Source organism: Vibrio sp. M60_M70 (assembly GCF_037162085.1).
Classification (GTDB): domain Bacteria; phylum Pseudomonadota; class Gammaproteobacteria; order Enterobacterales; family Vibrionaceae; genus Vibrio; species Vibrio diabolicus.
Map to the genome: position 1 here is coordinate 324,241 of NZ_JARLUL010000002.1, position 26,051 is coordinate 350,291.

The 26,051-nt window shown below is 45.0% G+C and carries 16 protein-coding genes and 1 pseudogene; 11 read left to right on the plus strand and 6 right to left on the minus strand.

Translation table 11 applies throughout. The features are described from left to right. Nucleotides 1-76: 76 nt before the first annotated feature. From P4S59_RS17255 to glgX, 3 genes and pseudogenes are all read right to left on the minus strand, one after another. Entirely contained in the window at nucleotides 77-1,261 is a 1,185-nt protein-coding gene (locus P4S59_RS17255; RefSeq protein WP_237284497.1) for a multidrug effflux MFS transporter, read from the minus strand. Next, entirely contained in the window at nucleotides 1,258-1,902 is a 645-nt protein-coding gene (locus P4S59_RS17260) for a recombinase family protein (protein ID WP_124008131.1), read from the minus strand. Before P4S59_RS17260 ends, P4S59_RS17255 begins: the two co-directional genes overlap by 4 nt. Before the next feature lie 160 nt (nucleotides 1,903-2,062). Beyond that, a pseudogene (gene glgX / locus P4S59_RS17265) lies at nucleotides 2,063-4,031 on the minus strand (glycogen debranching protein GlgX). Between the two features lie 446 nt (nucleotides 4,032-4,477). Here glgX and lamB point away from each other — a divergent pair. The 5 genes from lamB to P4S59_RS17290 all read left to right on the plus strand — a co-directional run bounded on the left by lamB (nucleotide 4,478) and on the right by P4S59_RS17290 (nucleotide 11,014). Continuing rightward, nucleotides 4,478-5,662, plus strand: a complete 1,185-nt coding sequence (gene lamB, locus P4S59_RS17270) for a maltoporin LamB (protein ID WP_337168755.1) — start codon at nucleotides 4,478-4,480, stop codon at nucleotides 5,660-5,662. A gap of 157 nt (nucleotides 5,663-5,819) precedes the next feature. Beyond that, nucleotides 5,820-6,650 (plus strand): MalM family protein, encoded by an 831-nt coding sequence (locus tag P4S59_RS17275; protein WP_031848920.1) that lies wholly within the window; start codon nucleotides 5,820-5,822, stop codon nucleotides 6,648-6,650. A 163-nt stretch (nucleotides 6,651-6,813) separates the two neighbouring features. Further along, on the plus strand, nucleotides 6,814-7,332 hold the full coding sequence (locus tag P4S59_RS17280; RefSeq protein WP_258622353.1) for a glycosidase: 519 nt from the start codon (nucleotides 6,814-6,816) through the stop codon (nucleotides 7,330-7,332). 120 nt (nucleotides 7,333-7,452) lie between these two features. Continuing rightward, on the plus strand, nucleotides 7,453-9,066 hold the full coding sequence (locus P4S59_RS17285; RefSeq protein ID WP_337168756.1) for an alpha-amylase family glycosyl hydrolase: 1,614 nt from the start codon (nucleotides 7,453-7,455) through the stop codon (nucleotides 9,064-9,066). Between the two features lie 331 nt (nucleotides 9,067-9,397). Then, nucleotides 9,398-11,014, plus strand: a complete 1,617-nt coding sequence (locus P4S59_RS17290) for an endonuclease (RefSeq protein ID WP_337168757.1) — start codon at nucleotides 9,398-9,400, stop codon at nucleotides 11,012-11,014. A 99-nt stretch (nucleotides 11,015-11,113) separates the two neighbouring features. Here P4S59_RS17290 and pulA read toward each other — a convergent pair whose 3' ends face one another. After that, nucleotides 11,114-15,103 (minus strand): pullulanase-type alpha-1,6-glucosidase, encoded by a 3,990-nt coding sequence (gene pulA, locus P4S59_RS17295; RefSeq protein ID WP_337168758.1) that lies wholly within the window; start codon nucleotides 15,101-15,103, stop codon nucleotides 11,114-11,116. 546 nt (nucleotides 15,104-15,649) lie between these two features. Between pulA and P4S59_RS17300 the strand changes: the two genes are divergently transcribed. The 6 genes from P4S59_RS17300 to pdxY all read left to right on the plus strand — a co-directional run bounded on the left by P4S59_RS17300 (nucleotide 15,650) and on the right by pdxY (nucleotide 23,102). Then, nucleotides 15,650-16,846, plus strand: coding sequence for a tetratricopeptide repeat protein (locus P4S59_RS17300; RefSeq protein WP_046875696.1), 1,197 nt, complete (start codon nucleotides 15,650-15,652; stop codon nucleotides 16,844-16,846). A 540-nt stretch (nucleotides 16,847-17,386) separates the two neighbouring features. Next, the gene (locus tag P4S59_RS17305) at nucleotides 17,387-17,833 is read left to right on the plus strand and encodes a helix-turn-helix transcriptional regulator (RefSeq protein ID WP_031780583.1); all 447 of its coding nucleotides are present in this window, start codon (nucleotides 17,387-17,389) and stop codon (nucleotides 17,831-17,833) included. Nucleotides 17,834-18,242: 409 nt separating this feature from the next. Continuing rightward, on the plus strand, nucleotides 18,243-20,423 hold the full coding sequence (gene speF / locus P4S59_RS17310) for an ornithine decarboxylase SpeF (protein WP_031780582.1): 2,181 nt from the start codon (nucleotides 18,243-18,245) through the stop codon (nucleotides 20,421-20,423). 61 nt (nucleotides 20,424-20,484) lie between these two features. Then, nucleotides 20,485-21,795, plus strand: a complete 1,311-nt coding sequence (gene potE, locus P4S59_RS17315) for a putrescine-ornithine antiporter (RefSeq protein ID WP_104970420.1) — start codon at nucleotides 20,485-20,487, stop codon at nucleotides 21,793-21,795. Between the two features lie 147 nt (nucleotides 21,796-21,942). Next, complete coding sequence (locus P4S59_RS17320) at nucleotides 21,943-22,131, plus strand: AbrB/MazE/SpoVT family DNA-binding domain-containing protein (RefSeq protein WP_005396772.1); 189 nt, start codon at nucleotides 21,943-21,945, stop codon at nucleotides 22,129-22,131. 101 nt (nucleotides 22,132-22,232) lie between these two features. Beyond that, a complete protein-coding gene (pdxY, locus tag P4S59_RS17325; RefSeq protein ID WP_337168759.1) occupies nucleotides 22,233-23,102 on the plus strand; it encodes a pyridoxal kinase PdxY in 870 nt (289 codons plus the stop codon). A 72-nt stretch (nucleotides 23,103-23,174) separates the two neighbouring features. Here the strand turns inward: pdxY and sstT are convergent, their stop codons facing one another. Continuing rightward, complete coding sequence (gene sstT, locus P4S59_RS17330) at nucleotides 23,175-24,392, minus strand: serine/threonine transporter SstT (protein ID WP_005396770.1); 1,218 nt, start codon at nucleotides 24,390-24,392, stop codon at nucleotides 23,175-23,177. A gap of 357 nt (nucleotides 24,393-24,749) precedes the next feature. Beyond that, nucleotides 24,750-25,826: a ribosome small subunit-dependent GTPase A gene (rsgA, locus tag P4S59_RS17335; RefSeq protein ID WP_337168760.1), complete on the minus strand. Its 1,077-nt coding sequence runs from the start codon at nucleotides 25,824-25,826 to the stop codon at nucleotides 24,750-24,752. Nucleotides 25,827-26,051: the final 225 nt, after the last annotated feature.

A 26,051-nucleotide genomic window follows, 5' to 3' on the forward strand; every position in this document is an offset into this window, starting at 1 on the left:
AGTACCCGCCAACTTATCCTTAGTTAAAGCTTATACGATGTGTTCTTAATTGTAAGAACAATAGTAAGTCTTTTCGTTACTGTTCTGAAGGTTGCTCTGCTCCAAAACCTCGTAGAATGTTGGTGAGCGTTATTGCTGCAAACACCACAATAACGATTGATAGATGCCAGGCTTGGCTTAAACCAAGCTGTACCAATGTTAAGCTGACCAATGAGGATACAATCATTTGTCCACCTCCAGACATGGCTGCTGCAGCACCAGCCTGCTTTTTGTAGGGTTGCATTACCATGGCTTGCGCGCAAGGTAGGGCAATGCCGTTACCTAAGATCATTAATAGTTGCCCCAACATTAAATACAGCGGTTCTACCGGGCAGAAGAACAACCATATTGCAGCACTGAGATGCAAGAATGGACTACAAAGTAGCATTCTTTTGTTGCCGATAATTGGCCTTACTCGGTTACAAATCGTGGTGCCGCCTAACATACCTAAAGCGGGAATGAGTGCCCACATTGCGTATTGATCGGATGTCATGCCAATTTGGTCTTGCATGATAAATGGCATCACGGACACGGTCGTTATCATCAGGCTGAAGTTTAACCAACTGATGCTGGCAAAACTCATAAAGTAACGTGACGTCACCAAGTCTCGATACTGGAAAAGCATGTTGCGTGGTGATGGAATAACAGAGCGTTTTGCAATGGTTTCTGTAAACTTAAAGGCGATGATTACCCAAGCGAGTGAGACATAACCTAACAGTGAAATGAACACCATACTCCAACCAAAGTGGAAGTTGATAAAGCCGCCAATCACAGGCGCAATGAGTGGCGTGATCGAAGCTGCCATAGCGATATAAGACATGGCGACAGGGAGCTCATCACCGCTAAATCTATCTCGAGTCGATGCTCTTGCGAGTACCGCGCAGCACCCAGTTCCTAAGCCTTGTAGAAAACGCCCCATCACCATGCCTGTGAAGGTGTCACTAAGGAAAATGATCATTAATAGACCAGACATCGCGATGAGCAAACCCGTCAGTAGTACTTTTTTTCGACCCAAAGCATCCGATACCGGACCGTAAATGAACTGAGAGGGGCCAAAGCCTAGTAAGTAAATACTCACGAGCAGTTGGGCTTGATCAAGGGAGATAGAAAAGTCTTTTGCGATCCATGGCAAAGAGGGCATAACAAGCCCCATGCTCAATTGGCCAACACTGATAATAAGACAGGCAAGTAAGATAGTGCGAAAGTTGATTGGGCGACTCATGATGGATCACCATCAGAATAACCTCTTTGCTTTCGTGTTCTGAGGCAGCCTTCATCATCCACTTCATTTAACTTAGATTTGACGCGTTTTACGGTAGATAGGCTGACATCACATTGCTCCGAAACACTCTTCAACGTATAGCCTTCTAACAGCAACGTTGCGATCTGTTGGTGTTTAGTTTTGTCTGCTGGGCGTCCGCGAAATTTCTGTTTCCACAAATCTGGTTGATCTTTAATGGCTTGCCGTCCTTGCTCTGCTGCAAACAGGCGATGTTCAGTCTGCACTTTTCCATATCCAGATAACACGGTGAGTAGCGTTTGAGTTTGAACAGAATCCGGTTCAAATGTGAGTGGTTCACAAACGGTTTTCAGTGTGACCCCTTTTGCTAGTAATACTTTGATTGTATTTAACGCCTGACTAAAATCGCGACCAAATGCCGTTAGCCACCAGAGCACAATCGTATCACCTGCTCTGACGGAATCGAGCAGTTGTAAGAATGCCTCTCTCTCGGTTGGAGGCATGCAACCACGAACCTTATCCTCAAAATGCTGAGCTTCGGGCGCAAAAGCTTTTAGAGTATTAAGGTGCTCTTGGTAAGCTCGATTTTTTGGCGAATAACGTGTGTAAAGATAAGTAGCCATATGGACTATACGCCTTTTTAGTTTGGTTCATATACTGTAATGGCTCATAAATATACAGAGGTTCATTAATGCTTACAACACTAAATGGACCCGAAGTCGTTAACGGACTTCGGGTCTTGTGCTATTAAAGTCGTGTATATAAGCTTTCCGGGTTATTGTTCTATGATTGATCTGATTTCGGCTGGTAATGCAAAATCACCATCGAGGTGGGTGACAGTAAGACTTCGCCTTCAGCATGCCCTGGGTTGAGGTTACGTACGTTTGTGTCGCAGATCGTTACCCATTCTTGCTTTCGCTCATTGGGGAGCTTAAAGCGCGCTGTAGCGTTAGTTTGGTTGATGAGATAGACCAGCTCTTGTCCTTCTTTACCGATGCCAAGGTGAAGTGCGACAGAGCTTAAACGGTTCCAATCATCATGCTCCATTAAGCGACCGTCTGTTCGGCGCCAGAAAATGCGGTTGTTATTGCGGTTTTCGCCACTGAAAGCTCGGATAAATGGCACCATGTATTGATTTCGGTTGGCGACCATTTGTGACATCCACGTTTTGAAATGTTGCTTACGCTCCGTTTCTCCCCAGTTAAGCCAACTGGTTTCGTTATCTTGGCAATAGGCATTATTGTTACCGCCTTGGGTGTGAGACAGCACGTCAGCAGTGAGGATGTGTGGGATTCCAAAAGCAAACAGCAAGCTGGCAATAAGGTTGCGTTTTTGCTTCTCACGCGTGGCGATGATCATCAGATTTTCTGTCTCGCCTTCGATACCGTAGTTTTCTGAGCGATTGTCACCGTGGCCGTCGCGATTTTCTTCGCCATTAGCTTCATTGTGTTTGTGCTTGTAAGACACTAAATCTTGCAGTGTGAAGCCATCGTGATACGTGATGTAATTTACGGTGAGTTTGTATGGCCAGTTCGCTGCACTATAAATATCACGAGAGCCCATTAATCGAGTGGCAAACTCTTTTAAATAGCCTTGATCACCGCGCCAAAAACTGCGGGAAATATCACGCAGTTTGTCATTACACTCGTTCCAACCAAATGGAAAGTTACCCACTTGGTAGCCATTTGGACCAATATCCCAAGGTTCGGCAATCAATTTGGTTTCACGCAAAATTGGGTCTTGCGCGACGGCTTTAAAGAAAGCTGCTTCTGGGTTGTAATCATCACCCTGTCGACCTAACGTTGCAGCCAAGTCAAAACGGAAGCCATCGACTTTAAATTCGCTAACCCAGTAGCGCAATGTATCCATTACAAGGTTTAAAGCGGGTTGATAGGTGAGATCGACCGTGTTGCCACAACCAGTGTAATTTGCGAAGTGGTTGCCATGTTTGATGTAAAAACGGGAATCGAGCGCTTTCAGGTTGAAAATTGTAGGCCCTTCCCCCCTCTGCGGTGTGGTTGTAAACTACGTCGAGAATCACTTCGATGCCGTTTTTGTGCAGTTCTCGAATCGTTGTTTTGAGCTCTGTGACGGCGTCTTTTTCTGCATAGCGCGGATCAGGCACCATAAAGAGATAAGGGTTGTATCCCCAATAATTGACCTTTTCCATCTCTAGTAGGTGAGGCTCATGCATACACGCTGCGACAGGTAGCAATTGCAGTGTGTTGATGTTTTGCTGTTCATAAAAGGCCAGCATTTCAGGTGATGCAAGACCTAAATAGCGCCCCTTCAGTTTGTCCTCAACTTCTGGGTGGAGTTGGGTAAGCCCTTTGACGTGTGTCTCAAACAACACCATCTCTTCTCTTGGTATACGCGGATGATCCGTATCTTGCCAGTCAAAATTATCTTCGATAACGATGCACTTCGGCATATCGAAACTTTTGGCTGGAGAGTAGGGAGGGTGGTAGTGGAGGGCTTTATCAATTGACTTTGCGTAAGGGTCAGAAATTAATAGTGGCTCTTCCTTGTGGGAGACAAGGTAACCGTATTTTTGCCCCGGCTTAATATCCGGAATAAAAGTATGACGTATGCCAGCGTATTCATTCGGTAAATCATGAAGCGCGTAACTGCCATCGTCTGCAAACAGGGCGAGTTTTATGTCTTTATTCCCTGGTGCGTGAATAGAGAAGTTACAACCTTCTTTATTTACAGTTGCACCCAAGGGGTATGGGCGAGAGAGAAGTCGTGTCATCGGAGATACTTTATTTAATATTTATTGCTACCTTTAGGAAACTATAAGTTAAAAACTTTGTCTTACTAAGGTCAACCACCCTAAATATAAAAATATTCATGTAATTTAATTACTTTATGTGACGGCTTAGAGTCAAAAATATGAAATGGCTATCACTTTGTAGCGGCTCAAAACCGAATAAACTTACTAATTCCTCCCTAGATTGGTGATCTGACTCGAAAAAACACCATTCGGTAAATTTTCTACTCCCTTCTCATCCCCCCTAAATTAGTTTGGGGCGGAGGAAGTCATCCTTGTACGCCTCGGGTAATCTCATAACTGTTGAAACAAACGGGGATTCGTTCCCATCTTACCTCTCTTTCTTTAGGTGTATTTTTACTGCCTATATTCACCTAAAAGAGTGAGCAGGGAAGACAGAATTATAAATACCCTTAATGGAGTTAAGAATGAAAAAAGTAAGTGCAATTGCAGCGGCTGTTGCTGCAACTTTAGCTGCTGGTTCTGCTTTCGCAGTGGACTTTAATGGTTACATGCGCGCTGGTACTGGTATTAGTGGCAACGGTGAAGCTGATGTGTCTTTCATGAAGAATGGTATTGGTCGTCTAGGTAACGAAAACGACAACTACTACGAGATCGGCCTTGCTGAAGACCTTAAAACTGGCGACCAAACTTGGCGTATTGAGTCTATGATTGCTCAAGGTAACGACGGAGCAGCTGGCTGGGAAGATGGCGATTTCAACGTTGCGCAATTCGCAGTTAAAGCGAAAGGTCTGATTGCTTCTGATAAAGACGCAACCATGTGGGCTGGTAAAACTTACTACCAACGTAAAGATATCCACATCACTGACTTCTACTTCTTAAACACTTCTGGTACTGGTGGTGGTATCGAAAACCTTTCAGTAGGTAACCAAAAACTATCTCTTGCTCTTATCCAAGATGGGGAAGATGACAACGGTAGCGGCTACATTTTTGATGCTCGTCTAGCAAATATCGGTCTGTGGGAAAACGCAACACTTGAACTAGCAGCTGCGTACAACTTTTCTACTGAAAAAGATGACAAATCAGTTGATGGTGATGACGGCATTCTTGCTACAGCAATCGTTCACCAAGGTCTAAGCAACGGTTTCAACCAAACTGTTCTTCAATACGGTACAGCAGGTTACGGTGTTCAAGCTGCTAACTTCTGGGGTGCTGGTGCATACTACGACCGTTCTGGCCTTCAAAACGACGCAACAGGTTATCGCTTGATCAACTGGGGTGTAATGAACTTGGGCGAAAGCTGGGAAATGGGTCACCAACTAGCTTACCTAGCAGGTTCTGACATCGGTTACAGTGGTGGTCAAGGTGATTCAGATCAGTTCTCTGTTGTAGTTCGTCCAATGTACAAGTGGAACGACACAATGCGTACTGTTTTCGAAGCAGGTTACAATGCTGGTGAAAACGAGAAAGGCGAAGACTTTGGCGGTCATAAATTTACAGTTGCTCAAGCTTGGGCAATGGGTGACAGCTTCTGGGCACGTCCAGAGCTACGCGTATACGGTTCTTACATCACTGATGAAGAAGGCACTACTTTCGGTGATAAAGGTGACTCAGACTTCGTATTCGGTATCCAAGCTGAAGCTTGGTGGTAATCGAGTAATCTCTTAGTTATCTAGCAGTCCTAGTCAAATAGCCGACATCTGTCGGCTATTTTTCTAAGGGTTTTCGAAAAGTTAGACGTTTCACCAAAGTCACTCTAAGATGCTTTAGTGCAAAAAACCTTTAGAAAAATAACTAGAAGGAAAAAGTATGTACTTCCGTGCCCTTATGTTAAGTGGATGTGTCGCGCTTGCTGGCTGTCAATCCACTGAAGTAATCGAACAAGTTCAAGTTGCTCAAGCACAGCAAGTTGATGTTATCTCTGAGCTTCAAGCTGTAAAAATGAAGCTTCCTAGTTCTGCAATTGTAGATATCACTACTCAGAGCCAAGTGCTGAAATACAAAGATATCGACAGCCGTGTTGCGGTGTTTGAGTTGCCTGCTGACCGTGGCGAGTTTGCCATTAAAATCACTAGTTTTATCGAAGACACTGCTTTCGTACCAAGAGCGATTATCGTAGATAAAAACGGTAAAGAAATTGAAAACTACGGCAAAGCGGAGTTTGAGTACACAAAACCTCGTCTTCATCTTGGAAACCGTCTAGTCGCTGAAAAAGACTTCTTCCCACCAGTGGGTTTAGATTCTGTTTACCTAATTGTTTACACTGATCAATCGGATCTAGGTGGATTTACGGATGTGATTCACCCTGCGCGATTGGATGCAGAGGGACGAGGCAATTACTTGCCAGAAGTAAAAGATATTCCAATTCCAAACAGTGATACAGGTAAGATTGAAGTCTCGATTGACCGTGTGAGTTTCTTCTCAATCGGAACATCAAGTAGTGGACCAACAGCGGCTCCAGTTGCGGTCAAGGCGGTTGAATCAGTACAGCCTGAAACACAAACTTACTACCACAACGCAATTAAAGCGGCGGTAAAAGCAGATGATATCCCTAAAGCTCTGAGCTTACTTGATGAAGCAAAAGCGTTAGGAATTGAAGGTGCGCAAGAAGTATTTGTAAAAGCAGTGAATAGCAAATAGGTAATTTCAAAAAGCCGGCTAAGATAGTCGGCTTTTTTATTGCGCATTTAGTTATCTTTTTCACACATTATATTATTTCTATTTAAAGTTTATTTTACTTAGAGTCATAATATATATGTTCTAATTTAATTAGTACTTGGTATAATAAAAATAAGGATATAACGTGAAAAAATTAATTATAAATACAGCGTGTACGTTAGCTGCTGTGTCTATCTTGTCTGCTTGCTCGTCCACATCATCAGAAAATACAACCCAAGATGAAGTACATAATGCGGTTGCATTTACGAGCACTCAGATTGATATGATGACAAATTGTAGTTTGCCGGATTCGGCAGAATCAGGCCCATTGTCTAAAGACATTTTTGTTGTAGGTAGTTTCCCAAATGCAGATTGGAAGCACACTGCCGAGCGCAAGCTGACCTATAAGGGGAATAATGTATATCAAGTGATTACCGATGAGGTTTCAGGTAATTACAAAATGCAGTATGCCGCTGAACAATGGAAACCGCAGTTCACTGCCAAAGGTAAAAAACTATCGGTAGGACAATTAAATGAACTGACTTACGGTGGTTACGGTACAGATACAAAACTAGAAATTAAAGAGCCTGGTAAATATCTTTGGAGTTTAGAATTTAAAGATGATGGCTCACCTTATTCAATTATGGTTAATAAGTGTCAATAATATTCCATTCAGTTATTTAAAATCTGTTTTTATTTATTAACCCCTACATGGGAAGCATGTTGGGGTTAATTTTATTACTCAAATGTTTTTACTTAATTTGAGTAAGTTAGGGAGAGTAAAATGCGTAACGTCCGACGTAACCATCGCCTGTTTCGATCGTTGCTTGCGTTAAGTGTGATTGGTGCTTTATCTGCGTGTAATTCTTCTGGTGGTGGCGACACTAATAGCAGCACTCCGCTACCGGATACCAGTTATGCTTGCCAAGCCAATGTCATGGCGAAAAGTAACCAACTTCGTACTTATCAAATCATGGTAGAGAGTTTTGTGGATGGTGATGCGAGCATTGGTCACGGTACAGGTTATGGCACCAGCCATCATAACGGCGATTTGCAAGGAGTGATTGATTCACTCGATTACATCCAAGACTTAGGGATGAATGCGATTTGGTTGACGCCAGTTTTTGAGTCTGAAGCGATAGCAGGACAAGATCACTGGGCCGATCGTTTGGATGCCACGGGCTATTTTGCGACAGATTACTTTAAGATCGATCCAAAATTTGGTGATTTAGCGACCGCGAAAACTCTAGTCGAAGAAGCACACAAACGCGGTTTATACGTATTTTTTGATGGCGTATTTGGTCATCACAAAGATGGCTTGATCAAACCCTCACCTTCCGGCTTGTTGCCTTCTGGCTCAAACAATCCCGTTGATTACCCGGCCAGTCTCGATTTCTACAAAGAAGTGGCGACGTATTGGATCAAAGAACTCAAGATTGACGGCTGGCGTTTAGATCAAGCCTATCAAGTTCCGACAGACGCTTGGACACAACTTCGTAAAGCTGTCGATGAAGCCTCGCAAGGTGTCACGTACACCAATAGCAAAGGCGAACAAGTGAATCCGTTGGGTTACATGGTGGCAGAGATTTGGAAAGGGGAGTCTGAGATCGCGAATGAGGCGTATGGATCGAACAGCGATCCAGCATTGTGCTCTGCATTTGACTTCCCAATGCGCTATCGCATCGTAGAAACACTGGCCGTGAATGAGAGCGGCGTGGGTGGTCGCGATGTGGATTGGCTAGACAACGGTTACAGTACACACAACCAATATCCAACGCATGCGCAGCCGAACTTGATGATCGGCAACCATGATTTAGTGCGCTTTGGTGACTTGTTGCAACGCGGAAACTTAGCGGATGTAAATGATGCAGAATATTGGTTACGCCATAAAGCCGCGTTTGCCTTCCAAGCTGCGTACACCGGACCAATCACGCTGTACTACGGCGATGAAATCGGGGATCAAGTGGATGGTTTTGCCGAAAAAGAAGACAACAGCACCTGTGCCATTCAAGGTTTGTGCGATGATCACGTTGCGCGCAGCAGTGCAAAAATTGAAAGTGTGACGGCGACACTTGACGCAAACCAAGCCGATCTCAAAGCTTACGTGAAATCGCTGATGACGATGCGCAGTGCGCACCCAGCATTGTATCAGGGGTCACGCACGAATTTAGTTGCGAGTAACGGCAGTTATGTGGACTTGAAACAATCTGGTACAGACAAAGTCTTGTTTGCGCTAAATACCTTAGAGAGCGCTAGAAGCGTCACTCTTACTCAGGAGAGTGTTGGTACTGGTGAGTTGGTGGATTTGCTCACGAATGAAAAAATTACTCCGAGCAATGGTCAATATCAGATTCTGATGTCGCCACTACAAGGACGATTCTTTGCGGTGAAACCTTAAGGAATTATCCAGAATTGATGCTCACCAGTTGAGCTGACCACAAGCTTTCTTATAAACAAGCCAAGTGTTGTTGCTGACCCCCATAGGCGCACACTTGGCTTTTTTCCGTCCGTTTTACTTTTCCCTTAATGGTTTTACGACGATGTAGCCAACAAGTTGCTTCGCTTTTTGTATTGGCATTTGTTTTCAGCAGATGGATATTTGTGAGATAAGCTGCACATTAAAAAGTAAATTAACACTTGTGCAACGTAAAAATGTGACTGAAGGATTACTTATGCCTTACTAATATGTTTATCGTGTTTGGGATTTACATAACTAATGGAAAAGTATAATGAAATCCATAACGAAACCCCTCTGTCTTCTTGCTGTTATTAGCTCTCCGCTTGCATATAGCCAAATTCTCAATGGTGACTTTGAACAGTGGAATGGCAGTGCGCCTACGCAGTGGTCAGTGATTGACGCTGGCATCGCGGTGTCGCCAAGCAGCGAACAAATCAAATCGGGCGGCCTGGCTGCTCAAGTCGTCGTGAATACAGGTACCCAAAGCAACACTGACCTTTTGCAAACCATTAATGTGGAGCAAGGGAAAACCTATCCGTTTTCTGTCTCGGTTTATCACACCGAAGGAAATGTAAAAGCACGTCTGGTGGTTGATGGTTATCACAATTACTCAGATCCGCAGCAGGTAAACCAGTGGCAAGAGCTGGCGCATAACTATACTGCGAGTTCGAACAAGACCATCAATGTCGGGTTGCGTTTTTATGATGAGGCCGGTTTTGATGGCTCAGAAGTTGTCTACGTCGATAATTTTCAACCGACTGAGACAAGTACACAACCTCCTGTAGAAAGCTGTAGTGATCATGAAGTGCTTCTTACACTCACGACGGACAACTATGGCTCAGAAACTAGCTGGGAGTTGAAAAATAGCCAAGCGCAAGTGCTTTTCTCTGGTCAGGGGTATGAGTCGTCAACCACTGTTGAAAAGACCATGTGTTTAGCCGATGGTAACTACCAATTTACGATTCAAGACAGCTATGGCGACGGCATTTGCTGTGGCAATGGTTCGGGGTCTTACTCGTTGAAGGTGGGGGATAATACGCTTGCTTCTGGCGCTGAATTCTCGAAAAGCGAAACCACCGACTTTACGTTAGGTGACTCAACCACGACCCCACCAGTGGTTGATGGTTACTACCAAGCGGCGTCTGGCAAGACGGGCTACGCTCTAAAAACGGCGCTGTTTAACATCATCAACAACCACACTAGCCGAGGTTATTCTGCGGTGTGGACCTTGGTAAAAGATGCCGATATTGATCGTTATTACGAAAATGATGGCTCTATTCTCGATATGTATTCAGAGAAACCTGCGGGCACTGATGCTATCAGCTTCACGAAAGTGACAGACCAATGTGGTCAATATAGCCAAGAAGGGGATTGCTACAACCGTGAACACTCGTTCCCGAAAAGCTGGTTTGGCGGCAAAGTTGAGCCGATGAACTCCGATGGTCATCATTTGTTTGCGACCGATGGCTATGTGAACGCGAAGCGCAGTAACTGGCCATTTGGTGAAGTTGCCACCGCGACGTACGTGTCTAGTAATGGTTCTAAACTTGGTCAAGCAAGTACTAGCCTAGGTTATTCCGGTACGGTGTTTGAGCCGATCGATGAGTTTAAGGGCGACTTCGCCCGTGCTTATTTCTACATGGCAACCCGCTATGAAAATGTTGTAGGTAACTGGGAAGGCAATTCAAGCAATGCGGATGCTGTGCTTGATGGTTCAAGTTCAACGGTTTTTGAACCTTGGATGTTAAATATGCTGAAACGTTGGCACAAAAATGATCCGGTTAGTGAAAAAGAACAAAACCGCAATCAACAAGTGTTTGAGTTTCAGGGCAATCGCAATCCATTCATTGATCACCCTGAGTTTGTTGAACAGATTTGGGGAAACTAACACCTTCTTGATTTTGGTATCCACCATTTAGTGACGCCAAAAAAACAAAGGGGAAGCGTGATGCTTCCCCTTTTTCATTATGGATGTTTTTAAATGAAACTAGTTTTTCGTTACCGTCACGATTGGCGCCGACTTGTCAGCCGCGTTGAAGTGGAAGTTGTAATTTCCTGCTTCTGCAATCGCAATTTTCAGGTTTGCACTACCGCCACCGACTTCCATCGTTAGCGCTTTACCAAGCTCAACACTGCCTTCGCCACCGAAGTTGGTGTCTGCTGCCCAGTCTGCGCTCGCAACTTTCATCTCGTAGTTGCCCGCCGCTAGGTCAATGTCTAGCGAGTAAACGTCATTTGCTACATAGCTGAACTTCGCAGTTGAGTCTTGCGCTGGAGTATCCCATGTGGTGATAGTGCCACGTAGGTAAAGTGCTGTTTCACCGAACGTTGGTGCATCTGCTGACTTCGTCACTGAAACGACAGGTTTTTCTACGCTTTCATCTTGAACATGTAACGCGTTCAGAGTGAAGTTGTACTTACCAGTTTCAGCGACAGACAACGTACAGTTCCCCGCAGAGCCTAAGTCTAGTGAGCCAGAAGCCAAATCTGCAGCATCACAACCGATGTTTGGATTTGCCCATCCTGAGTCCGCAAATTTGAACTCGTGTTCACCTGCTTCAAGAACGCCAGTTACAGAGTACATGCCGTTGCCAATAAAGGTCATCGCCCAGTCACTGCTATCTGACCACTCGTTCATGGTGCCTTTGACGTAAACCACAGTTTCGCCGTAAGGAGGAATGCTCGATACGTCTTTATTGTCCGTGTTTACTGGTAGGCCAGCACCTTGCGCGCCGTCTTGTGGCTGTACGAATACCGCTGTTGTCAGTGCTGGTACTGTGAATGTTTCATTGGCGAAGCTTGCACCTTTCACGATGTCATCCGCAGAGTTTTGTTGAACTTCATGCAGCTCGAAACCAGTTGCGCCAGCAACTTTGAAAGATTTCTCAGTTGATGTTGAGTTAACAACGGCCACGATAGCATCGTAGTTCGAATCCAAATCGGCACCTGCTGATGTGCCATCGTCGATAGACATCACAATCAAGCCTTCTACTTGGTCTTGGCCCACGTTGCGGAAATCAACACGATTCATCACTTCTTGCGCGGTGTCTAAGCGGAACAGTTCGCTTGTACTACGGATTTTTAGTAGCTCTAGGAATTGTTGCTTCGTCAGCTCGATGTCCGTTGAGTCTGGTTTCGCCGTGCTGTCACCGACGATGGTTTTGATCAACTCCCAGTTTGCACCGTCTTTGTCTTCACGTGGTAGACCAACGTTCCAGTTATTGTCGCTTCCATCGAAGAATACACGGTTGAACCAGTCACCAGAATCGTACGAGTCACGCTGCATTGACTTAGAGCGCAATAGCTCAGAACCCATGTGAATGAACGGAATACCTTGACCTAGCATCACCGTTGATAGTGATACAGACTGCATTCGTGCGCGCTCAGCAGATGAAGTACCTGTCGCAATCTTGTAAGCGTTGTTGTCCCACAACGTTTGGTTATCGTGCTTAGACACGTAGGAAATGTTCTCTGATGGCACTTTTGTGTAGCCTGCTGGAGCACCATTGTAATCAACATTCTTACCAAGTTTGGTTTCGCCTTTGTAATCCAGAAGGACGTAGTCAGCTAAGTTGCCAGCCATACCTAGACGGACCAGATCTTGGTTGTGTAGGCGGCCATTCACAGATTCTGCATCAGTTTTAGTTTCTTCGTTCGGGTAAGCGGCGTTACCAAAGCCTTGGTTGAAGCGAAGTGGGTGCTTACCTTCAGAATCTACACCGCCATCAAAAGGGCTTCCGCCACGAACTGCGTCACGCAGACGATCAGAGAAAGTACCGATTTCTGTCCCCGCCATGTTGACTTGTGTAGCTTGATCGAAGCGAGCGTTTTGCGCGACTTCACCGAAGTCCCAGCCTTCGCCGTAGAATAAAGTATTCGGATCAATTTCACGGACTTTTTCAAGTGCGTAAACCATGACATCTTTCGGCTGGTGGCCCATAAGGTCAAAACGGAAACCATCGACTTTATAGTCATCCGCCCACACCATCAATGAGTCAACCATCAGTTTACCCATCATTAGGTTTTCGGTGGCGGTGTTATCACAACAGGTTGAGTTTTCTACGCCGCCAGTGTTGACGTTTAGGCGGTGGTAGTACCCAGGGACAATTTTATCCAGTACTGATTTTTCGTTCACACCAGATGCATTCGTGTGGTTGTACACGACGTCCATGACCAGTTTCAGATCCATTTTATGCGTCGCTTGCACCATTTCGCGGAACTCAAGGATACGTTTAGACCCGTTAGGATCGGTCGCATAACTGCCTTCTGGTACAGTGTAGTGGTATGGGTCGTAACCCCAGTTGAAGCTGTCTAGCATGCGAAGATCGTTCATCAACGCTTGTGCTTTGCCCGTTGTTGGGTCGTAGCTATTTAATACCTCTTCAATCACTTTGCCGTCATCTTCGGTCTCACAAATGGAGGCTTCTGGCTTGATGCCACAAAGTTTACCCACGGTGTCGGTGATATCGACTCGCTGGTCAGCGTCTTCATCCACGGTTGCAATATCAAATGCAGGTAGGATATGCAGCGTTGTTAGGCCTGCATCTTTTAAGGCTTGTAAGTGAGAAACAGACTCACGCTCAGGTTCTGTAAGCGCCAGATATTTGCCATCAAGACTTGGCGTGCCTTTGCTGTCATTAAAGCTGAAATCACGAATGTGTGACTCGTAAAGGACATGGTCTTCGTCTTTTTTAACCGTTGGGCGCGCGTAGTTTTTCCAATCTTGAGGCATTAAGCTTGGGTCATCTAAATCAACCACTTGCGAGTATCGCGAGTTTTTAGACAAGCTCATTGAATATGGGTCTGTTACCAAACGCGTTTCAACGACCCCAGTTGTAGGGTGGTACACCTTAACTTGGTAGCGATAGTATTTGTTAACAACATTGCTTTGTGCCTCAGAAGCCCAGATACCTGTTGCTGGATCTTCTGTCATTGCAACGGTAGCTTCTTCCGCTAAGTTTTCATCGTAGATAATAAGATCAACATCTTGAGCAGTTGGTGCCCATAGCTTGAAGGTTGCAGCACCGCCTTCCACAATCGCGCCGAGCTCTTGACCAATCGCGTTACCTGCCTTGGAATCGGCAAATACTGCATCAAGAACCCCCGGCTTTTGCACTTCAGTTGCAGAAATGACGTCACCATTTGCGTTGTAAGCTACCATAACGATTTGTGATTTCAGGATCGTGCGTAGGGTCGCGTCATCGACATCAATGCCTGCAGCTTGGAGGCTAGCAAGGTGACGGAAGCGTGATTTCAGACCATCAGATAAATCACCTGCTTTCGTCAACTCAACCGCCGTGCCACCGGAGATTTGCTTGTCTTCATCCATTTTAATGTCGTTGCTGAGGCTGTAGAACAGCTTCATGGAATCCGCATTGGCCGCCGCTTCCCACGCGATGGTGTTGGCATCTAGCCAATGCGCTTTTTGACCATCAATATCAACAGGGCGTTCTTCGATTGGCTCGTAGTAAAGCTCACTGCTGCCGTGGAAGCCAAACAGCCCTTTAGATTCGCCGATTTTCGTCAGCTCCACTTTTGAGTTTGCACTGCCGAATGCTTTCTCATCACCTTTGTGCAGAATGAAGTTCATGCATTCGTGTGGGTCAGAGGCATCTGGGTTCACTTTCAGTACGTAGTAAGCACCGTAGGTGTCGTTGATGCCATCGAATGGATGCGGTGCCGACCAATCTGTTCCTGTGCCAGGAATGCCCATTGCGTCTAAATCTGTGCTGGTACAGCCTTCACCGTTCCACAGGTGCAAGCCCCAACCTTCGTAGTCGCTGGCCGTTGAAGCCGACGCCACATCGCGTTTGTAATAAATGACGACCTCGTTCTCTCCCGCAGGGTACAAGCCTGAGCCTGGGTTCGTCGTCTCTTCGTTCGTGCTATCACTACCACAACCGCTGATGACTGCGACGGAAATCAAAGGCAGTACGGTTTTGGCAATTGTTGATAATTTAAATGTCTTATTGTCCACGTTTACAAATCCATTGTTATTGAATTGATATTGAGCTGCGCGCTGCCTTCGCTGACTCAGTCATCAAGAAGGTTTCGCACACGCTAGAAAGGCAGATGCCGAAAAAGGAAATGTTCAACTAGATGCTAATACACTGAATCATCAGCAAAATGTGAGAGCAGGCAGTTAAGTTTTTTACAAGTAAAAATTTTCTGTCACAGTCGATTTTGTTCACAAATTAAATAATAAAACAGACGCATAGTGAGAGCTTCTGCACATCATTAAAATGTAAATTTTTATAGGAGGAGCAAGGGGGGATGATAGGGGAGGAGAATATCTCAGCCCCAAAACCGTGATTAAGTTCTATAAAAATCGCAGTGATATTTTTTAATTAAAAATAAGTTGCAGTGATATTGAATAAAATACCGCCATTAAGTCTTGGTAAGCTTCAGATTTTCGCTAAGTGGTCGTTATATAATGAAGGTAGTCGGCGTTATGTCGGCGCGTAATCTTAAGATTTCCCTGAGAGGGAGATGAATTGGGCCCTGAAACCAAAAGAGGCTATTTATGAGTAGTATGGGCATTGCCATTGCGGCAACTGGCCTTTCACTCGTCCTGATATTTGTGTGGATGATCTCGTTGTCGATGCGGAAACAGAGACTCGAGGCAGAGAGGAAAGCTCGCGAAGCCGCTTATCGAAAGGCGATGCAAAAAGCGCGAGAGCAAGAGCGTAAAGAGCGTGAGTTCAAAGCAGAAACCGGGCATATCCCCACCATTTTATTTCTAGCGAAAGAAGCCGAGAAGGACAACATTCGTCAAGCGCTGTATTGGTATGATAAAGCCGCTAAGTTGGACAACGTGACGGGAATGTACGGTATTGTTCGCTTGAGTGAGCGCATGCGTGAAGATGTGATTTTAAAAGAGCAGGCAAACTTTTGGCGTACCGCCATTGCCGGAATGGAAGGGGATACCGAAGCAAAATTTGCGACAGGCAAAGCGTTGGTTTTTGGTCGCGGAACGGAAAAAAATATTCCCAAAGGTAACCAACTGATTGAAACCGCAGCCGAGGAAGGCTGCATTGATGCCATGCTTTACATGGGTGAGTGGCAACTTTCACCAGACAATAGTGCAGGACGCAGTGCAGATGCACTTTATTGGTTTATGAAAGCGGCTGAAAAAGACAGTGCGGACGGAAAGATTCAAGTTGGCTTATGTTACCTAAATGGTGTTGGTACAGAAAAAAGCATGGTCAAAGGCTGCTATTGGCTTGAAAGGGCCGCAGAAGGTGGCAGCGCCGAGGCGATGTATCATGCTGGCGAAGCGTGGAAGGACAAAGGTAAAACAGGCAATGCGATTGCTTATGTTTGGCTGTTTCTTGCTGCCAATATGGGGTATCAGCCAGCGCGTACGTTGCGTGACGAAGTGGCGACCAATATTGGTGTTGACGTCGTCGTTGGATTGCAATCTATAGCGAAACCGTTGCAAAGAAAGCTGGCGTCAGGGATGGTAAGAAAGCATTCCATTATTCGGGCGCTGAACAAGGTGTACAAACGCGAAGCGTATTTTCCTGCAGAGGAGGAACTTAACGCGGTGTTGAGTGACGAAAATAAAGACGATGCTAACGCATGGGATGAAGCATCGGCGCCGAACTTCCAGCCTGACATGACGACCGCAACGACGGAGGGACAGACAACCACATCGTCCACCGAAAAAAAGCTCTCTAAAGAGGCGCTCGATTTCACGCAGAATTTCCTTCAACCATAATTTATCTTATCCATAAGCCTCATAATTGAGGCTTTTCTTTTGCCTTTCTATCTCAGTATCTCTGTCGATCACAATTACAGACTGTAAACTTATCTAAGCGATTTATTTACTGGGTTGCATACTATTTATTCGATTTTTCAACACATTTTTAGTACTTCGCTAAGGCGGGATATGTTTATCTTCAAATAGAGGGATTTCCCTCTTTATCTACTTCTCCTGTTGGGCTCAAATCAAGTCTCTTCAATTGATAGTAATAATGATTGAAGAGCAATACTTGATGCCCAGAGTAATAGGTGAATAGTATTCATTACTTTATCTAATAATGTAAATTAAAAATTGTATTATAAATCTTAAATTGTGTTTTTATATTTAGGCATGGATTATTGATTTTATAATTAATTAGGCGCAAGATGACGTACAAAATAAAATAGCATAGATAATATGCAGAATTACACTAGGAAGTAACTTTTTCATTACATGTTTCAGCAGAAATGGAGCGAATTAGTTTGCTCTGTTTTTATTTCTATTAGAGATTTGTGTATGTTGAGAATCATTAGTGCAGATAAATTCATCTCTTCAAGATTTATCTTAGAGTACAGTAAGGCTGAGTTCGCTTCTTTATTAGGCGTTTCCGTTGCTAAGATAAGTAATATTGAAAGTGGAAAATCTTCAATCCCCCCGGTGTACGATTACGCCATTAATTATTTACTTAGTGAGCATCCTTTTAAAGATAGTGCAGTTGACGCTTTATGCTCTCACGAAACGTTAAACTTTGCTCGGCGTATTGACGTCAACACCAAAGTAAAGCGCCTGTCCTGCAAGCGCTGCGATAGCCGAAGGTTGCACGTTATGGCAGGAATGAGTGGGTTGTATTTTGTTGAGTGTATGGATTGTAAACATACCATGTACTCGTCAGGCATGTCTGTAAAGCGTTATCAGCAATGGTCGAATGGTGGAGTCAAGCTAGATAGTCATTTATTCAATTAAGTTGTTTTTTCTTTATATCCAAAGTAAAGAGCCATCAATACATGTGTTGATGGCTCTTTTATTATGTGTTTAAATTTGGTTAAAAGTGGAGTGTTTTAAACTGCAATAATATAATTTAACTTATTATATAGTGATGGAAATCTCAAAACTTTATTTTCTTATAATAACCTTCTTTTTAATAATGGGCGTTGTCACATAATTATTGAAGGTTCTTTCCTTTTAGGTGCGTTTCAATATCATTGAGATAGAAATTGGAAAGTGATGAAAGTCTCTAAATTTTAATTCGATAAAATAAGTCTTTTAAATATGAAAATTTAATCACGAAATTTGTAATTTGAATTTTAAATAAATATTTCGTTTGTAATATCTGTCCTTGTCATTTTTAAAGAACAAAAAAGAGATATTTCAAATGAAACGTTTAATTATAGGTGTTAGTAATTACATGCCTGAAGACTTTAGCTTATTAGCTGAATCTTTAGATGAACAATTTAATCGTCACTTACTGCCTTTAGAACAAGTTGAATTAACCGACGTTGGTGCAGCTATTATTACGTCAGCAGACATTAAAGCGGGTCTGCACAGAATGATCTCGGAAACAGGGTACGGAATTCCTGTTTTCTTAGTGACCGATGAAACTCCAGTTTCGGCAGAAGATTACGTTTGGTTAACGGGGGTTATTGATTTAGAAAGACAATCTATCGATTACTACTGCCGTCAAATTAATGAAGCCGTGACTAAATATGAGTGTCGTCTGCTCCCTCCTTTCTTCAAGCAATTAACGCACTACGTTGAGATGGGTAACTCGGCGTTTGACTGTCCAGGGCACCAAGGGGGTCAGTTCTTCAAAAAACACCCTGCTGGTAAACAATTCTACGATTTCTTTGGCGAAAACCTATTCCGTAGCGACTTGTGTAACGCGGACGTGGACTTAGGTGACTTACTGATCCACGAAGGTTCTGCACACCAAGCGCAAGCACACGCTGCAAAAGTATTTAACGCTGACAAAACTTACTTCGTACTCAACGGTACTTCTGCTTCAAACAAAGTGGTGTGTAACGCGCTAGTAACTGAAGGTGATTTGGTACTGTTCGACCGTAACAACCACAAATCGAACCACCACGGTGCGTTAATCCAAGCGGGTGGTATGCCAGTTTATCTAGAAACGGCGCGTAACCCTTGGGGCTTCATTGGTGGTATGGATGAGCACTGTTTCGATGAAGAGTACATTCGTGCTCAAATCGCGAAAGTATCTCCAGAGCGTGCACGAGATGAACGTCCGTTCCGCTTGGCCATCATCCAGTTGGGTACTTACGACGGTACAATTTATAACGCTCGTTACGTCATGGATAAGATTGGCCACCTTTGTGACTACATCTTGTTTGACTCTGCATGGGTAGGCTACGAGCAGTTCATCCCTATGATGAAAGACTGTTCGCCACTGCTACTGGATCTGAAACCAGAAGATGCGGGTGTGATCGTGACTCAGTCTGTTCACAAACAACAAGCTGGTTTCTCTCAAACGTCGCAAATCCACAAAAAAGACCGCCATATCAAAGGCCAAGCTCGTTACTGCAATCACAAACGCTTTAACAACGCGTTTATGATGCACGCATCGACATCTCCGTTCTATGCGTTGTTTGCTGCATTGGATGTGAACGCGAAGATCCACGATGGTGAAGCAGGCTTACGTTTATGGAGCGACGCGGTTAAGACAGGTATCGAAGCGCGTAAAGAAATTCTCAAAAGTTGTGAGTTAATTCGTCCGTTCATTCCAAATGAAATTGAAGGTCAACCTTGGGGCAGTTACGACACTGATGTGATCGCGACCAACAAGAAGTTCTTCATGTTCGAGCCAGATGCAAACTGGCACAAGTTTGAAGGTTATGGCGAAGGTCAATACTTTGTTGACCCATGTAAATTGTTGCTAACCACGGCAGGCATTGCCGAAGACGGCAGCTACGCAGATTTCGGTATTCCGGCAACGCTATTGGCGAACTTCCTTCGCGAAAACGGCATCATCCCTGAGAAGTGTGACTTGAACTCCATCTTGTTCCTACTCACTCCAGCGGAAGATATGGGTAAGATCCGTCACCTTGTCGCGCAAATCAACCGATTTGAAAAATTCATTCGTGATGATGCACCTCTCAGTATCGTGCTACCAGGCGTCTACGAAGCGAACAAAGAGCGCTACCGTGGTTACACCATCCGTCAGCTATGTCAGGAAATGCATGACATGTACAAAGAGCTGAACGTGAAACAGCTACAAAAAGCGATGTTCCGCAGTGAATACTTCCCACAAATGGTTCACAAACCAGACGTGGCAACACGTAAATACTTCCGCGGTGAATGCGATTACCTACCACTTAAAGAGGCCGTCGGCCGCGTAGCCGCCGAAGGTGCACTGCCTTATCCTCCAGGCATTATCTGTGTGATCACTGGTGAAATCTGGACTCAACAGGTGGTGGATTACTTCTTATCTCTAGAAGAAGGCATCAACCGATTCCCAGGCTTCGCGCCAGAAATTCAAGGTGTGTACCTTGAAGATGTCGACGGTCGCACTACCGCACATTGCTATGTCCTAAAAGATTAATCTACCCGTTCGCACCACGCTCCGGCGTCGGTGCGAACCGCTTATTCGTGGAGAATAATTTATGAGTACTGAAACTAAAAAAATGTCGGTGGTGCAGTTAACCATTCTGACGTTCATCAATATGGCTGGCTCCGGTATTATCATGCTGCCAAGTAAACTGGCGCAAGTGGGCACCATTTCTGTGTTGTCTTGGCTGATCACGGCAGCGGGCTCTTTGGCGTTGGCTTATGTGTTTGCAAAATGTGGTCGCTTTAGTAAACGTGACGGCGGTATGAACGGTTACGCGTCTTACGCATTCGGTAAATCGGGTGCGTTTATGGCGGGCTGGACTTACGGTTTGTCGCTCCTTATTGCGAATATTGCGATCGCGATTACCTGTGTGGGTTACGGCTCCGCATTTTTTGAAGTGACCCTATCTCCGGTCGAAACCTGTTTGTACACCATCGCCATTCTTTGGATTTGTACTTTCGCTAACTTCGGTGGTGCGAAAATTACAGGTCAAATCGGTACCTTCACGGTATGGGGTGTGATCCTACCGGTATGTTCGCTAGGTATTGTTGGTTGGTTCTGGTTTAACCCAACCATGTACATCGAAGCTTGGAACCCACACAGCTTACCATTTGGTGAAGCAGTAAGTGCTTCTATTGCCATGACACTATGGGCGTTTCTTGGTCTTGAATCGGCCTGTGCGAACTCAGAAGCGGTAGAAAATCCAGAGAAGAACGTACCAATCGCAGTATTGGGCGGTACGTTGATTGCTGCGGTGGTTTACATTGTATCGACAAACATCTGTTCTGGTATCGTTGCAAACTCTGAGCTTGCCGCATCTACCGCACCATTCTCAACCGTATGGTCTGTGATGCTTGGCTCAGCAGCAGGTAAAGCGGTTGCTGGTATGGCGGTATTGGCTTGTGCGGGTTCTCTATTAGGTTGGCAGTTCACTATCGCGTCAGTGTTCAAATCATCTTCTGATGCGGGCTTCTTCCCTAAATTGTTCTCTCAAGTGGACAAACGTGGTACGCCAATCAAAGGTATGGTGGCCATCACGGTTATCCAATCGGTGCTGTCTTTAATGACTATTTCTCCAACGCTGAACGAGCAGTTCGAAGCGCTGGTTAACCTAGCGGTAGTAACGAACGTTATTCCTTACATCCTATGTATGGGCGCAATTTTCATCATGCAGCAAGTGGCGCACGTGCCAGAGCGCGAGATGAAAACCACCAACATTATCGCTCTGATTGGTTCCCTATACAGCTTCTACGCGCTATATGGTTCTGGCTACGAAGCGATGATGTGGGGCTCAATCGTAACCTTCCTAGGCTGGAGTGCTTACGGTCTGATTGCTGCCAAGCATGAGCCTTTAGCAAATTAAAAAATAATAATGAAAGAGCCTTCTCAAACGCGGTGTGGAAGGCTCTTTGTTTTTAGGCGCTTATGCCAAGCCCAAGTCAGAACAAGGCTCTTGGGAATAAATATCCAATGATGTGAAAACTCATTTTCGACATTTGGAGGACGAAATATGATAAGTCAACCTGTTAAAATCGGTGACGATACCGCCGTAGTCATTCCAAGCGTAATCCTGACTCAACTCGGGATAAGGGAAGGAGATACCCTAGAAATCGCACTGAATAAAGACAAAATGGAAATCAAGAAGATGGTGTTGAAAACCAGCGCTCCAACTTACTCTGAAGAAGTTAACGAGAATTGAGTTAGAGAATCTTGGTTTGTCGGATACACTACTGGTTTCGCAAAACTGGCGCTTGCCGCTGTCTTTGAACTATCGATAACAACAATAAGAGGTAAGGTACTATGCAAGGTATCCTCTCTATACAATCTCATGTTTCTTTTGGTCATGCTGGTAACAGCAGTGCCGTTTTCCCAATGCAACGCATGGGCTTCGAAGTATGGCCGATTCATACCGTTCAATTTTCTAACCACACGCAGTATCAAGAAGGTTGGACTGGGCGAGCGTTTGCGGCTGAAGACATTAGCGAGTTAGTGCGTGGTCTTAGTAACATCGGTGCATTGGAAAAGTGCCAAGCGGTGTTGACGGGCTACCAAGGCAGCGCAGAGCAGTGCCTTGCTGTTGAAGAAACCGTGACGAAGGTGAAGCAAGCGAACCCGAACGCACTTTATGTTTGCGACCCTGTGATGGGCGCGCCAGACAAAGGCTGTATTGTGGCGCCGGGTATTGCAGAAAACTTGTTAAACCGTCTGATGCCAATGGCAGATGTGATCGTGCCTAACCAGTTCGAGCTAAGCCAATTTGCAGAGATGGAAATCCACTCGTTAGACGATGCGATCACGGCATGCCAACGTGCACTAGCGAAAGGTCCAAAAATAGTGCTAGTGAAGCACCTTTACTGCCTAGAGAATGGCAGCTTCAACATGTTACTGGCAACGCAAGAAGGCATTTACTTAGCGAAGCGTCCTCAGTTTGAGTTTGCCAAACAGCCTGTGGGTGTGGGTGATCTTATCTCGGCTATCTTCACCGCTGGATTATTGAAGGGGTGGTCTCCTAGGCAAGCTTTCCAACACTGCCATGACGCGTGTTACGGGGTATTAAGCGCCACTTACCATGCAGGGGAGTGGGAGCTGCAAACTATCGCGGCACAGCAAGAGTTTGTTGAGCCAAGTAAGCATTTCTCAATTGAAGAGGTGGTTCTGGCCACCGCGTAATTGAGCGCAAATAATTAGTATATAAAAAAGGGGAGCCATCATCGGCTCCCCTTTCTATTTGTTCTGTCAGTCTTACTGAGCTTTTTGCTGTTCTGATTTACAAACTGCTGCTGTGAAGACAACGTCTGTTGAACTGTTTAGTGCAGTTTCAGCAGAATCTTGAATCACGCCGATGATGAAGCCAACCGCTACAACCTGCATTGCTACGTCGTTTGAGATACCAAACAGACCACACGCAAGTGGGATAAGTAGTAGCGAGCCACCTGCAACACCTGATGCGCCACATGCAGAAACCGCAGCCACAATACTTAGCAGTAGCGCAGTCAGTAGATCAACTTCAATACCCATAGTGTGCACAGCTGCAAGCGTTAGCGTTGTGATAGTGATTGCAGCACCAGCCATGTTAATGGTCGCACCTAGTGGGATAGATACTGAGTACGTATCTTCGTCCAGTTTTAGCTTCTCACATAGTGCCATGTTTACTGGGATATTCGCCGCACTTGAACGAGTGAAGAACGCGGTTACACCACTTTCACGTAGGCAACGGAATACAAGTGGGTAAGGGTTTTGCTTAGTTTTAACGAACACGATCGCCGGGTTTACAACGAGTGCGATGATCATCATAGCGCCAAGAAGAACCGCCAGAAGGTGTGCGTAGCTTGCTAGTGCGCTAAAGCCTGTTGTTGCGAACGTTGAAGCAACCAGACCAAAGATACCAAATGGTGCAAGACGAATGATAAAGCGAACAATGTGAGACACGCTGTGGCTGAGATCTTCAAACACGGCTTTCGTTGTTGCAGATGCGTGGTGTAGCGCAAGACCCAGACCCACACCCCAAGCAAGAATGCCAATGTAGTTTGCTTCTACTAGTGCATTTACTGGGTTGTCGACCAGTTTAAACAACAGTGTGCGTAGAATTTCAGCAATACCTTGAGGCGGCGTTGCACCTTCAGCGCCGGTGACAAGCGTTAAATTGGTCGGGAAAAGGAAGCTTAGAACCACTGCTGATAGCGCCGCGAAGAACGTACCCATCAGGTACAGTACAACGATTGGACGCATGTACGTGTGCTGGTTTTTCTTTTGGTTCGCAATTGAAGCGGCAACCAAAATAAACACAAGGATTGGCGCGATCGCTTTAAGAGCACCAACAAAAAGGCTACCAATTAATCCTGCACTTTCGGCATGGCTTGGGGAAATTGTGGCGAGCAAAATACCAAAGACAATACCGACAAGGATCTGGACGACGAGGTTACCACGAGCAAATCGGGCAACGAGGCTGTTGTGTTGCATACATCATTCCTGCAATTTTATGGCAGAGCGAGCAGGGCAATAGTCCATCATTACACGGCGATAATGCCCTTGTATTGCAAGGGGTGAGCATTGCTTCTGGTCACTAAGACACATGATTATCAATTATCCTGTTTTTATAAATTCAGCCATTTTCTTGCTGAATATCACATATCTTAGCTTGGTAATATTTTGTGTCTAGTTTTAGTTTGTTTTTGGATTAAATGTTTGCTCAATGTTATTTAAATAAGATTTTTATGTTGAAAATTATCATTAGTTATGAGTAATGGTTTTTAATAAAGTTGTTAAAAAGGAGACTTTCGTCTCCTCTGATTTTATTGACAACTCAAATGTAACAAATCAATAACTTTGTTGGCGCCTGCGCTTATCACTCATGGCATTTCGAGTGAGTTTCCCGAACTGTCGACTTTGAGCTCGTTGTTCTGCCAAAGTCGCGCCGTTAAAGGCTTGTTCTCGCAATAGTTTTTGATAGTTATTGAAACGACGAACCTTCAGTTTGCCATTTTCAATCGCAGCTTGAACTGCGCAACCCGGCTCAGTTTGATGCTGGCAATCACCAAAGCGACAACGCTGAGCGAGAACCTCAATGTCAGAAAATGCCTCACTGATGCCCACTTCGCAGTCTGCTAGTTGAAGCTCGCGCATTCCCGGAGTATCAATCAAGATGCCGCCATCAGGTAATAGATGGATAGAGCGCGATGTGGTTGTATGTCGCCCTTTGCTATCGTCTTCACGAATATGCCCAGTCGCCTGTTCTTGCTGCCCGAGTAATGCATTCACAAGAGTTGATTTGCCAACGCCTGAAGAACCGATAAAAGCGACGGTTTGTCCTTCTTCGCACCAGCTCATGAGTTTAGAAGCACTCTCTGTTTCTAAGCCGTTGACTGTCTCTATGACTAATAGAGGGTCGAGCTTCTGTACTTGGCTTTTTAGTTCATCAGTATTGTCACACAAATCGGCTTTGGAAAGCACGATGACGGGTTCGACTTCGGCTTCATGGGCCAAGGCGAGATAGCGTTCAATACGACTTAAATTGAAGTCGTCGTTAAGGGAACAGACGATAAAAACGGTATCCACATTTGCGGCGATGAGCTGCTCTGCCACTTTGCTGCCTGCTGCTTTGCGGCTAAAGAGGCTCAAGCGATCCAGTAAGCGAACAAATTGCTGATCGTCATTTAAGATAACCCAGTCTCCGACGGTCATATTGGGTAGAGAGTGGTGGGCATTGAGGTGGACTTGCCCCGTTTCTGTCGCCAATAGGTAACCACTTCGGTGATGCGCAATCACACGTGCAAAGATAGTGTCGTCGTAATCGTCTAGTGTAAGTTGTTGCTGAAAAAATGGTTTCCAACCCAATCGTTTTAGTGGGTTTGAAGTTGAAATTAATGTGTCACAAAAAGTATGTGTTTGATTCATTGTTGAATTATCCCAGACGCAAAAACGCGCCTTAATACAAATCGCATTAGGGTCTAATTCGGATAGAGTTGACCCCGGTGAAGACCGGGCAGAGAAGGGGAATTGTGGCTATGCCACAGAGTTGGTGCGGTTAGGTTTACCCTTGCGATGCCCAGTTAGTGTTATTCAATACAATCATCATGTGTCCTCTTCGTTGGTTAATAAATAAGTGAATTAATTAAGCCA

Excerpts from the sequence above, each read along its gene's own strand:
- P4S59_RS17255 (WP_237284497.1), bottom strand. The coding sequence starts at position 1,261 with ATGAGTCGCCCAATCAACTTTCGCACTATCTTACTTGCCTGTCTTATT.
- P4S59_RS17260 (WP_124008131.1), bottom strand. The coding sequence starts at position 1,902 with ATGGCTACTTATCTTTACACACGTTATTCGCCAAAAAATCGAGCTTAC.
- lamB (WP_337168755.1), top strand. The coding sequence starts at position 4,478 with ATGAAAAAAGTAAGTGCAATTGCAGCGGCTGTTGCTGCAACTTTAGCT.
- P4S59_RS17275 (WP_031848920.1), top strand. The coding sequence starts at position 5,820 with ATGTACTTCCGTGCCCTTATGTTAAGTGGATGTGTCGCGCTTGCTGGC.
- P4S59_RS17285 (WP_337168756.1), top strand. The coding sequence starts at position 7,453 with ATGCGTAACGTCCGACGTAACCATCGCCTGTTTCGATCGTTGCTTGCG.
- P4S59_RS17290 (WP_337168757.1), top strand. The coding sequence starts at position 9,398 with ATGAAATCCATAACGAAACCCCTCTGTCTTCTTGCTGTTATTAGCTCT.
- P4S59_RS17300 (WP_046875696.1), top strand. The coding sequence starts at position 15,650 with ATGAGTAGTATGGGCATTGCCATTGCGGCAACTGGCCTTTCACTCGTC.
- P4S59_RS17305 (WP_031780583.1), top strand. The coding sequence starts at position 17,387 with ATGTTGAGAATCATTAGTGCAGATAAATTCATCTCTTCAAGATTTATC.
- speF (WP_031780582.1), top strand. The coding sequence starts at position 18,243 with ATGAAACGTTTAATTATAGGTGTTAGTAATTACATGCCTGAAGACTTT.
- potE (WP_104970420.1), top strand. The coding sequence starts at position 20,485 with ATGAGTACTGAAACTAAAAAAATGTCGGTGGTGCAGTTAACCATTCTG.
- P4S59_RS17320 (WP_005396772.1), top strand. The coding sequence starts at position 21,943 with ATGATAAGTCAACCTGTTAAAATCGGTGACGATACCGCCGTAGTCATT.
- pdxY (WP_337168759.1), top strand. The coding sequence starts at position 22,233 with ATGCAAGGTATCCTCTCTATACAATCTCATGTTTCTTTTGGTCATGCT.
- sstT (WP_005396770.1), bottom strand. The coding sequence starts at position 24,392 with ATGCAACACAACAGCCTCGTTGCCCGATTTGCTCGTGGTAACCTCGTC.
- rsgA (WP_337168760.1), bottom strand. The coding sequence starts at position 25,826 with ATGAATCAAACACATACTTTTTGTGACACATTAATTTCAACTTCAAAC.